The organism is Streptomyces sp. NPDC001492, from assembly GCF_053597275.1.
Genome location: NZ_JBSFHW010000109.1, coordinates 1 through 3747, shown reverse-complemented (window position 1 = coordinate 3747; position 3747 = coordinate 1). Strand labels below are relative to the sequence as shown.

General features: G+C 69.3%; 4 protein-coding genes. All 4 read left to right on the top strand.

Features of this window, described 5'->3' with window-relative positions; all coding sequences use genetic code 11:
• Nucleotides 1–577 (top strand): plasmid mobilization protein (locus ACWC1K_RS50530; RefSeq protein WP_450840965.1); only part of this gene is annotated, 577 nt, incomplete at its 5' end.
• On the top strand, nt 574–2304 hold the full coding sequence (locus ACWC1K_RS50525) for a relaxase/mobilization nuclease domain-containing protein (protein ID WP_450840963.1): 1731 nt from the start codon (nt 574–576) through the stop codon (nt 2302–2304). The genes ACWC1K_RS50530 and ACWC1K_RS50525, both read left to right, overlap by 4 nt.
• An 82-nt stretch (nt 2305–2386) precedes the next feature.
• Nucleotides 2387–2827, top strand: coding sequence for a hypothetical protein (locus ACWC1K_RS50520; protein ID WP_450840961.1), 441 nt, complete (start codon nt 2387–2389; stop codon nt 2825–2827).
• Between the two features lie 95 nt (nt 2828–2922).
• The gene (locus ACWC1K_RS50515; RefSeq protein WP_450840959.1) at nt 2923–3609 is read left to right on the top strand and encodes a hypothetical protein; all 687 of its coding nucleotides are present in this window, start codon (nt 2923–2925) and stop codon (nt 3607–3609) included.
• Nucleotides 3610–3747: the final 138 nt, after the last annotated feature.

Genomic DNA, 3747 nt, shown 5'->3' with positions numbered 1-3747 from the left:
GACGTACGACGACCTCTTCGCCGACGCCCTGCAGATGGCGAAGAAGAGCGACGGCAAGGTCGCCACCCTCGCCAACGTGCCCACGATCGAGGACGGCTCGCATCCCAAGGAGGAGACAACTCACCCGTGCCACAACCCGCACTGCGCCCAGCACGCGAGTGCGCCGCCGAGTCCGCCGCCCGCACGTAATCGCAAGCCGAAGACCAAATCCAGCAAACGCCAACATCGGATCACCAGCCGCTTCAACGACGTTGAGAAGCAGTCCGTACTCGACGCGGCGGCAGCGTGTGCCATGACACCGTCCGGCTTCCTCGCCCATGCCGCACTCAGCGCCGCCCGCGATCTCACCCGTACAGAAGCCGAGGTCGCCGGCGAACGCGAAATGAAGCGGCAGCTGTTTGCCCTGGGTCCCGCGCTGAGCCGGATCGGCAACAACCTCAACCAGGTTGCTGCAGCCCTGAACAGAGACGAGCTGGCGCCGCAGGCCCGAGCAGTCCTCGACGGTGTCGACCAGGTTCGCCTGGAGGTGCACGGGTTCATCCAGCACTACCTGGACAGCGAGCGTCCGGCAGCATGATCCCCTCTGTGAACGACATGGGTGACGACACCCATGGCCTGCTGAAATACCTGTACAGCCCCGGCAAGGCCGAGGAACACGTCGACCCCCACCTCGTCGCCGCGTGGGACAGTCTGGCCCCCGATCCCGGCCGCAACCCCGACTTCAAGGCGGCGCTGCGCGACCTGCAGGTCCTGCTCGACCAGCCCGTCATGGCCTTGCCCGAAAGCGAGAGGCCCGCCGAGCACGTATGGCACCTGTCCGTACGCGCCGCCCCCGAAGACCCGATTCTCACCGATGCGCAGTGGGCGGACATCGCCTGCCGCATGGTCTCCGCAACCGGCATCGCCCCCGATGGCGACGACGCCGCCTGCCGCTGGGCGGCTGTCCGCCATGCCGACGACCACATCCACATCATCGCCACCGTCGTCCGCCACGACGGCCGCCAGGCCCGCATCCGCCGCGATGGCGCCCGCGCCCAGGCGGAAGCCCGGAAGATCGAAATCGACTACGGACTACGGCGGGTGAACGTCGGCGACGGAACCGCCGCCAAACGCCCGAGCAGTGCCGAACGCCACAAAGCCAACCGCCAGGGCAAGGAACGCACGCCACGCGAAGAACTGCGCGAGACGGTGCGCCGCGCCGCCGCCGGCGTCACCAGCGAGAAGGAATTCTTCGACCGCCTGACCGCCGCCGGCCTCCTTGTCCACCAGCGCGTCGCGCCCTCCGGTGACCTGCTCGGCTACAAAGTCGCGCTGTCCGACGACCGCAACGAGGACCAGGAGCCGATCTACTACTCGGGCTCCACTCTCGCGCCCGACCTCTCCCTGCCGCGCATCCGCGAACGATGGGCGGGCGGGACCTCCGAACCCGACCAGGACACCACCACGGACCGTTCCTCCGGGTCGAATCGCATCAGGCCCTCGGACGCGCGCCGCCAAGCGACGACTGCGTCCTGGCAGGCCGTACGCATCATCGACCAGGGCGACGACGGACAGATTGCCGCACTGATCGCCGCAGGCGGCGAAGTCCTCGACGCGCTCGCCAAGACCTCGGCTGCGCACACCCGGCGCGAACTGCGCGACGCAGCCTTCGCGTTCGAGCGGGCCACCCGCTCTCACATCCGGGCCGAGCGCGGGCACGCCCGCGGTCTGCGGCAGGCCGCCCGTGACCTCGTCCACGGCGGGCCGGCGCTCGGCCGCGGGGAGGACGGCGCCAGCACCGCCATGCTGATCGACATGGTGTTCTTCCTAGTCACCGCCGCCGCCCACTGGCACGCAATGAAGGAGCACGCCCAGCAGGCCGCTGCTGCCCACCAGGCAGCCGAGCACCTGCGCGCCGCCTACCAGGCCGCCGCGCCGATGTATCTGGGCGTCATGCACCAGCGCGGCCGGCGCCTGCCCCTACCCCTGCAGCGCAAGCAGACAGCCTACCTGCGCCAGGCGGTGCCGGAGCTGGCCGAGCAGGTCCTCGCCGAGCAGGGCTGGTACGCACTGGCCGCCACACTCGCCGACGTCGAGAGCGCCGGGCACGACCCGGCCGCGCTCCTGGCCGAGGCCGCCGAACGACGGGAACTGGGCACCGCCGAGTCGATCAGCGACGTCCTCGTGTGGCGGCTGCGACGCATGGCCGACCTGCCCGCCGACGCATCCACCCTGCCCGAGCACACCACCACCGCGCCCAGCGCAACCCGGCCTGCCGCGAAGCGTCCGACGAAGAACAAGGAGCGTCCCGCCAACTCCCGTTGAATTCAACAATCTTAGAGTTGCAGCAGGTCAGGGACTTGCGGCACTCTCCTCGTGCAGGCGAGACGACAGAAATGGAGACGGCATGTTCCGACGCACCCGTGCGGACCGAGAGTTCCGTGAAGCCCAGCGTGCCGGCCAGGCGCTGCTGGCCATGCACACCGAGTGGCCCGAGGCTCCCGTCCCGGTTGCTGCGCCAGCCCCGGCCGCACCGAACGACGCCACGGTGGTGCCCGACTTCCTACCGCCGGAGTTCCGGGCACCGTGCCGCCAGGACGTGTCGGGCTTCATGATGCGCTGGGACCTGCCGCTCGTCATCGACGGCGAAGTCCACGCCTGCCATTGCGGTGCGTACCGGAACTGGATCGTCTTCAACATGCGCGACGACTCGGTGTGGCTGCGCTGCGAGGCCGGCCACGAGGCGCAGGAGACCCGGCTGGACACCGCCTGGTACAACCGCAACTCCGGTCCGGTCGACCACTTCCACCCCACCCTCGAAGACGGCCTGCGCCACCTCGGCCGCTGAAAGCGCGAAACCCCTTCCCCTCTCCCCTGCGTTCGTCGGCATCCGGAGGGCCGACCCGGTCAGACCATCCGTCTCGCATACCAAGGGGTTTCCACGTGCGCCGCTCCATCACGACCACCCTCGGCCTCAGCACCGTCTGCACCGTCCTGGCCCTCACCGGCTGCGCCGGCCATGACGAGCCCGCTGACTCCTCTGCCTCCGCACACCGGGGCGGCAGCACGCCCTCGACATCCGCGGCGCTGTCATCGGCTCAGCTGAATCAGCGGCTGCTGAACGAGAGCGACCTGGGCGAGGGCTACACCCGCAAGCCCGAGGCCCCTCACCACAACGACGACGTGACCGTCATCGGCTGTCCGGCGCTGGAGAAGCTCGGCGGTGACACGGCCACCGGCTCGGGTCCCGACTTCGCCCACAAGGCGAAGGTGTCCTTCGCCTACACCGGCAGCAGCTCCTCCGAAGTGAGCGAGGAGCTGTACAGCGACAGCGCCGCGAAGCTGTCCAAGGGCATCTCGAAGGTCTTCGACGCGATGCTCTCCTGCCCCTCGTACCAGGTGACGTCGGGCAGCACCATCGTCGACATGGGCACCGAGAAGTCGGCCGCGCCTGACCTAGGCGACGAGCAGTGGAGCCAGCTGCTCACCTTCTCCGCCGGCGGGCAGCGCAGCGTCGTCAAGCAGACGGCGATCCGCACCGGCAACGTCCTGGTGATCGTCTCCGGCTCGCCGGGCCTCGTGGACGCCCACCTGGACGAGGCGGTCGCCAAGACGCGTACCGCACGCTGACCAACTCCCCCAGCCTGCCCCGGTGTCCGGGCCTGTCCATGCGCTGACGCTAGGCGAAGCCTACCCGCTGACGTGCCCATCTGTCTCAGCTCCCTTCCCCCGTGTCGTTGGTCCGTTTGTCACACCGCAGTTCACGCG